At 64.7% G+C, this 6,122-nt stretch carries 6 protein-coding genes and 2 riboswitches; of the genes, 1 reads left to right on the plus strand and 5 read right to left on the minus strand.

What is annotated here, in order from left to right; genetic code table 11:
• The 4 genes from gcvPB to gcvT all read right to left on the minus strand — a co-directional run.
• The coding region (gene gcvPB, locus ABWP50_RS10080) for an aminomethyl-transferring glycine dehydrogenase subunit GcvPB (RefSeq protein ID WP_502951029.1) at positions 1–1,415 on the minus strand (1,415 nt) is incomplete at its 3' end.
• Positions 1,412–2,782, minus strand: a complete 1,371-nt coding sequence (gene gcvPA / locus ABWP50_RS10085) for an aminomethyl-transferring glycine dehydrogenase subunit GcvPA (RefSeq protein ID WP_353217865.1) — start codon at positions 2,780–2,782, stop codon at positions 1,412–1,414. The genes gcvPB and gcvPA, both read right to left, overlap by 4 nt.
• A gap of 67 nt (positions 2,783–2,849) precedes the next feature.
• Positions 2,850–3,221 (minus strand): glycine cleavage system protein GcvH, encoded by a 372-nt coding sequence (gcvH, locus tag ABWP50_RS10090; RefSeq protein ID WP_353217866.1) that lies wholly within the window; start codon positions 3,219–3,221, stop codon positions 2,850–2,852.
• Positions 3,218–4,375, minus strand: coding sequence for a glycine cleavage system aminomethyltransferase GcvT (gcvT, locus tag ABWP50_RS10095; protein WP_353217867.1), 1,158 nt, complete (start codon positions 4,373–4,375; stop codon positions 3,218–3,220). The genes gcvH and gcvT overlap by 4 nt, the downstream gene beginning before the upstream one ends.
• Before the next feature lie 45 nt (positions 4,376–4,420).
• A riboswitch (glycine riboswitch) is annotated at positions 4,421–4,545 on the minus strand.
• Between the two features lies 1 nt (position 4,546).
• Positions 4,547–4,651, minus strand: a riboswitch (glycine riboswitch).
• Positions 4,652–5,140: 489 nt separating this feature from the next.
• Between gcvT and ABWP50_RS10100 the strand changes: the two genes are divergently transcribed.
• Positions 5,141–5,461, plus strand: a complete 321-nt coding sequence (locus ABWP50_RS10100) for a PEP-CTERM sorting domain-containing protein (protein WP_353217868.1) — start codon at positions 5,141–5,143, stop codon at positions 5,459–5,461.
• Positions 5,462–5,471: 10 nt separating this feature from the next.
• On the opposite strand, the gene ABWP50_RS10105 is transcribed toward ABWP50_RS10100, so the two are convergent.
• The coding region (locus ABWP50_RS10105; RefSeq protein ID WP_353217869.1) for a hypothetical protein at positions 5,472–6,122 on the minus strand (651 nt) is incomplete at its 5' end.

A 6,122-nucleotide genomic window follows, 5' to 3' on the forward strand; every position in this document is an offset into this window, starting at 1 on the left:
AGATTGGCCTTGCTCTCGGTTTCCGTGGGCTCAACCAGCATCGCGCCGTGCACGACCAGCGGGAAATACACCGTCATCGGGTGGAAGCCTTCATCGATCATCGCCTTGGCCAGATCGAGCGTTGAAAGCCCGGTGCCATCCAGGAAATCGTCTGAGAACAAGGCTTCATGCATGCATGGGCCGCCATCCGCGAACGGCGCGGTGAAAATGTCCTTCAGGCTGGCGAGGATGTAATTGGCATTGAGCACGGCATCTTCGGACACCTGGCGCAGGCCATCGGCGCCGTGGCTCATCATGTAGGACAGGGCGCGGACGAACATGCCCATCTGGCCGTGAAACGCCACCATGCGCCCGAAACTGTCAGGCGCGGCGGCGGCGGCATTGTCTTCCTCGACCAGTTCCAGGCCGCCATTTGCTGTGCGCCGCACGAACGGGATCGGCGCAAACGGCGCCAATGCCTCGGACAAGACCACCGGGCCGGAGCCGGGACCGCCGCCGCCATGGGGCGTGGAGAAGGTCTTGTGCAGATTGATGTGCATGGCATCAATGCCCAGATCGCCGGGGCGCACGCGGCCGACGATGGCGTTGAAATTGGCACCATCGCAATAAACATAGCCGCCGGCCGCATGCACGGCATCGGAGATTTTCTTCAGATCCGGCTCGAACAGGCCGCAGGTGTTGGGATTGGTGATCATCACCGCCGCCACATCCGGGCCGAGCCGGGCCAGCATCGTGTCCAGATCGACCCGGCCGCGGGCATTGGCCGGGATATTCTCCACGGTGAAGCCGCAGAAGGCCGCTGTTGCCGGATTGGTGCCGTGGGCCGATTCCGGCACCAGCACGACGCGGCGCGTATCGCCCTTGGCATCCAGCGCGGCGCGAATGGCCAGCATGCCGCACAATTCGCCGTGGGCGCCGGCCTTGGGGCTCATGGCCACCGCGGGCATGCCGGTCAGCTTCATCAGCCAATCGGCCAGCACGTCGATCAATTCCAGCGCGCCCTGCACGGTGGATTGCGGCTGCAGCGGGTGGATATCGGCAAAGCCGGGCAGCCGCGCCATTTTCTCATTGAGGCGCGGATTGTGCTTCATGGTGCAGCTGCCCAGCGGAAAGATGCCCAGATCGATGGCATAATTCTGCCGTGACAGCCGCGTGTAATGGCGCACGGTTTCCGGTTCGGACAGGCCAGGCAGGCCGATACGGCCGGAGCGGGCGAGGCCGCCAAGTCGATCCGGAACCAGCGGCACCGGCGGCAGATCAACGCCCGAACCATCGGGAGCGCCGCGTTCGAACAGCAGCGGTTCTTCCAGCATCAGCGCGCGATTGCCGGAGAATGTCTCGGCCACGGCGCCGGTGCCGCTGACCAGCCGCGTCGGGCGGCCGACGGTGTTCATGGGGGTGGTACGATCGCTCATTTTGCCATCACCTCGTCAAGCGCGTCTTCGAACGCGTCAAAATCTTCGTCGGTTGCGGTTTCGGTCACCGCCACGATCATCGCGCTGTGCAACTGCGCCTGCGTGGGCCACAGCCGGCCCAGCGACACGCCGCCCAGCACGCCCTTTTCCGCCAACGCGCGCACCACTGGCCGGGCTTCGCGGCCCAGTTCCAGCGTGAATTCGTTGAAAAACGCCCCGTTCAGCAGCGTCACGCCGGGCACGCGGCCCAGCCGGTCGGCCAGTTGCACGGCGCGGGCATGATTGAGCGCCGCGAGATGGCGCAGGCCCTTTTCGCCGAGCAACGTGAGATGCGCCGAGAAGGCCAGCGCGATCAGGCCGCTGTTGGTGCAGATGTTGCTGGTCGCCTTTTCGCGGCGGATATGCTGCTCGCGCGTTGACAGGGTGAGCACGAAACCGCGCTTGCCGCTGGCATCGACGGTTTCGCCGCACAGCCGCCCCGGCATCTGACGCACATGTTTTTCGCGGCAGGCAAACAGGCCGAGATACGGCCCGCCAAACAGCAGCCCGGCGCCGAGCGACTGGCCTTCGCCGACCACGATATCAGCGCCCATTTCCCCGGGCGACTTGATGGCGCCCAGCGAGACGACTTCGGTGACGACCGCAATCAGCAGCGCGCCGGCGGCGTGGCAGGCCGCCGCCAGCGGCGTCAGATCGGCGATATGGCCGAACAAATTGGGGTTTTGCACGATGACGCAGCTGGTGTCCTTGTCGATCTGCGCGATCAGATGGTCCAGATCATCGCCGGGCGCACCGACGGCCAGCACCGGCGTGTCCGCCACCACGACATCGCCGGTAAAGCGCGTCAGCGTATTGAGCACCGACGTGTAATGCGGGTGGACACCGGCTGACACCAGGCACTTGCTGCGCCGGGTGATGCGGCGGGCCATGAACACCGCCTCGGTCATCGCGGTGCTGCCGTCGTACATGGAGGCGTTGGCGACCTCCATGCCGGTCAGGCGGGCGACCTGGCTTTGAAATTCGAACAGCACTTGCAGCGTGCCCTGCGCGATTTCCGGCTGGTAGGGCGTGTAAGCGGTCAGGAACTCGCCGCGCTGGATGACCATGTCCACGGTGGCCGGCACATGATGCTTGTACGCGCCGCAACCAACGAAGAACGGCGCCGAACCCGCCGTGACGTTCTTGGCGGCCATTTTCATCAGCGCGCGTTCAACGGCCATTTCGCTGGCATGGTTTGGCAGGCCGGCAATCGGGCCGTCCAGCCGCGCGGCTTCGGGCACATCGATGAACAAGGCATCGATATCGGCAGCGCCAATCGTGGCCAGCATCGCCTGACGGTCAGCGGTGGAAAGAGGCAGGTAACGCAATCGAGTTACTCCGAAAAAGTGCGCCGCAAGGCCGGCGCGGAAATATTCAGGCAGTCAGCGGCGCCGTTCAGAGCCCGGCGACGAAGGCATCATAAGCCGCGCGGTCCATCAGACCATCGAGTTCCGACGCATCGGACAGGGTGAGCTTGAAGAACCAGCCCTCGGCCTCAGGCGCGCTGTTGACCAGCGATGGATCGTCGGTCAGCGCCGGGTTGCTTTCCGTCACTGTGCCCGACACGGGGGCGTAAACATCCGACGCGGCTTTGACTGATTCAACCACGGCCGCTTCGCCGCCTTTGCTGACCGTGCGGCCGCCATCGGGCAGTTCCACGAACACCACGTCGCCCAACTGGCCTTGCGCATAATCGGTGATGCCGACAGTGGCGACATCGCCGTCAACATCGATCCATTCATGATCCTGCGTGAACAAACGGCTCATGGTTTAACCCCTTCCCTGACGTAGTTTTTCTGTTTGAACGGCATTGGCACGACCTTTGCTGCGATGCGCTTGCCGCGCACATCGATTTCTAGCGCGGTGCCATCCTCGGCGTGAGAGGCGGCAACGTAAGCCATGGCGATGGGCACATTGAGGCTCGGCGCAAAGCCGCCTGAGGTGAGCACGCCGACTTGGCGGTCGCCTACCCATACGGTAGCACCTTCGCGGGCGGGCATGCGGCCTTCGATCGCCAGGCCGACACGCTTGCGGGCGGCGCCGTTGAACAATTGATCGAGGATGCGGTCGGCACCCGGAAAGCCGCCTTCGGTCTTGCGGCGCTTTGAAATCGCGAAGCTCAGATCAGCCTCGACTGGCGTGATGCCGGGGTCGAGATCATGACCATAGAGCGGCAAGCCGGCTTCGAGGCGCAGCGAATCGCGCGCGCCCAGCCCGATCGGCTTCACCTCGGCATGGGCCAGCAGTGCCGCGGCCAGAGCCTGCGCATGCGCCGCTGGCACCGAAATCTCATAGCCATCTTCGCCGGTGTAGCCCGAGCGGGTGATGCCGAGCAGCACGCCATTCCAGTGATAGCGCGCACCGGTCATGAATTTCAGATCGGCAAACGCCGGCTGATCGGCGGTTTCGGCCACCAGATCAAAGCGGCTCATCACGGCCACCGCGTCCGGCCCCTGCAGCGCCAGCAGGGCATGATCTGCCATATGATGCAGCGACAGGCCAGCCGGCAGCCGCGCCTGCATATGGGCAATATCGCCGGCCTTGGTGGCACCATTGACCACCAGATAGAGGCTGCGGCCAGTGTTGGTGACCATCAGATCATCCAGCACGCCGCCATCATCGGCCAGCAGCAGCGAATAGCGCACCCGGTGCGGCATCAGGCCGAGAAAATCGCCGGGCGCCAGCGTTTCCAGCCAGGCGGCAGCGCCGTCACCGTCCACCAGCAACTGGCCCATATGCGACACATCGAACAGGCCGGCATGGCGGCGCGTCCAGAGATGTTCGGCAATGATGCCGCCGAATTCACCGTTGTACTGGATGGGCATGGCATAGCCGGCAAAAGGCACCATACGCGCGCCCAGCGCCGCATGCAGCGCCGCCAATGGCAATGATTTCAAATCTGATACGGCATTTTCAGCCATGATGATCCCCGGCAACGACATTGCGCCCGGCAGATTGCCGAACGCCTGTCCCCCACTGTCGCCAGACCTGAGAGCTTTGACTGGCAGCAACGAACAATCGTTGGCGCGCAGCTTACCCCTTCGGTGGGGTGAAGCCATACGGCCCGCACCCGCTTTCCAGAGTGTCGCAGATACGCCGGCGCGGTCCATTTGCCTGAGAGATTCCGGGGACGGCTTGCTCCTTCGGCGGTGAAGCCGGGCCTGCTGGCTCGCTCCACACTCTCCCGCGCGCGGCGCCGAAGTTTCCCCCGACGACCAGAGCGGATTGTGCGATGTGTGCTGCGGAGTCAATGGCCGTATTGCCCCCACCCTGCCGCTGCGCCGCGCCGTGGCCGCGTGCCGCAGTGGCCGCTGCAATCGCCAATCGGCGGCGCTGCGACAATGCGCAACTGCACCGGACTTAAAGCGGCGGCGTCGGCCGTCGTTTACCATGACATGTCCAGAATCGTTTCAATCCTTGCCTTGGTCGCTGGTCTTGGCCTGGCTGTGGCGATTCACAGCGCGCCCCAAACGCAGACGTTGCCCCAAACGCTGACGCTGACGCCGCTGGCGCCGCCGCCGCAACTGCCCGGCTTGTCTGATCGGGCCGCCACGATAAACCAGGCCTGGCCGGGCACGGACGAGCTCTCAAAAATGCTTCCGGACTGCACTGCAGCCTGCAGCAGCCGCGAATTTCGGACGTTGGCACCATGGGAGGCCCAGCCGTCCCTGCCGCCCTTGCCGGAGATGACCGATCAGCCAGCGGGAAAACTGGCCGGCGCGCGTGTATTGCAGTCCCGGCCGGCAGTCCTGCGCAGCCAGCAACCACAAGCCGGCGCGCCGCAGCCCATGACGCTCGCCCGGTTGCGCGGCGCACCGCAGCGGTTTGCGGCAGAACCGCTGGTGATATCAGCCGGGGCCAATCAGAATATGAGCGGCCCGCCGCTTGACCTTGCGCTGGCACCCACGCCCGAACCCGAAACCTGGATGATGTTCATTGCCGGCATGCTGGCTGTTGGCCTGCAATTGCGCCGACGGCCTCAAGCCGGGCAGCAGGCGCGCGGCTGAAGTGCGGCCGCTATTTGGAAATATTATAGGCCAGAGCGCGATCATCCAGTTGGAAGCCGAGCAAGACTTCAAAGCTGGCGGTGCGCAGTGCCGCGCGCACTTCGGGATCGGCCATCGGATCGGTCGCCGCGTCGGTATCGCCCGGCCGGCGCTTGCGATTGATCTTTTCCAGGATGGCGGCCGGTACCGCAGCGGCGGTGCGTGACACGCTGGCAGTGGCGGTGCCGCTGGCCAGCGCCCGTTCCTGGCCGGCGGCAAAATTCACCTGCACTTGCGAGATCTGCTTGGCATTGACCAGATTGCCGCCCTGCACCACCGCGACAAACAACGGCAGCGTTACGGTGCGCGCCGCGGCAATATCGGTGCGGCGCGCCACCACATCATAGCTGACGCGGGACAGGAACATCTCGGGCGTTTCGGTGCATTCATCGCGCACATTGGTGATCGTTGCCACCAGATCGAGATTGGCCACATCGGGCTCGCCGGGCCGAAACAAGCTGGCATCGCCCACAAATGCCGCCACGGCCACCGCCGGGCACGACGAGCGATTGACGATCAGCGGGTTGCGGTCACAGCCGGCCAGAACCAGCAAGGGCACCGCAGCAAGCAGCGGCGCGGCCTGAACAAGTTTGTCGAGCGAAGGAAAAAGCGAACTGGCCAT

Origin of the sequence: Sandarakinorhabdus sp. (assembly GCF_040398645.1) — a bacterium.
In the GTDB taxonomy this organism is placed as follows: domain Bacteria; phylum Pseudomonadota; class Alphaproteobacteria; order Sphingomonadales; family Sphingomonadaceae; genus Sandarakinorhabdus.

Bases quoted from the DNA above. Each gene is read 5' to 3' on its own strand.
- ABWP50_RS10100 (WP_353217868.1), top strand. From the start codon at position 5,141: ATGACCGATCAGCCAGCGGGAAAACTGGCCGGCGCGCGTGTATTGCAG.
- gcvH (WP_353217866.1), bottom strand. From the start codon at position 3,221: ATGAGCCGTTTGTTCACGCAGGATCATGAATGGATCGATGTTGACGGC.
- gcvT (WP_353217867.1), bottom strand. From the start codon at position 4,375: ATGGCTGAAAATGCCGTATCAGATTTGAAATCATTGCCATTGGCGGCG.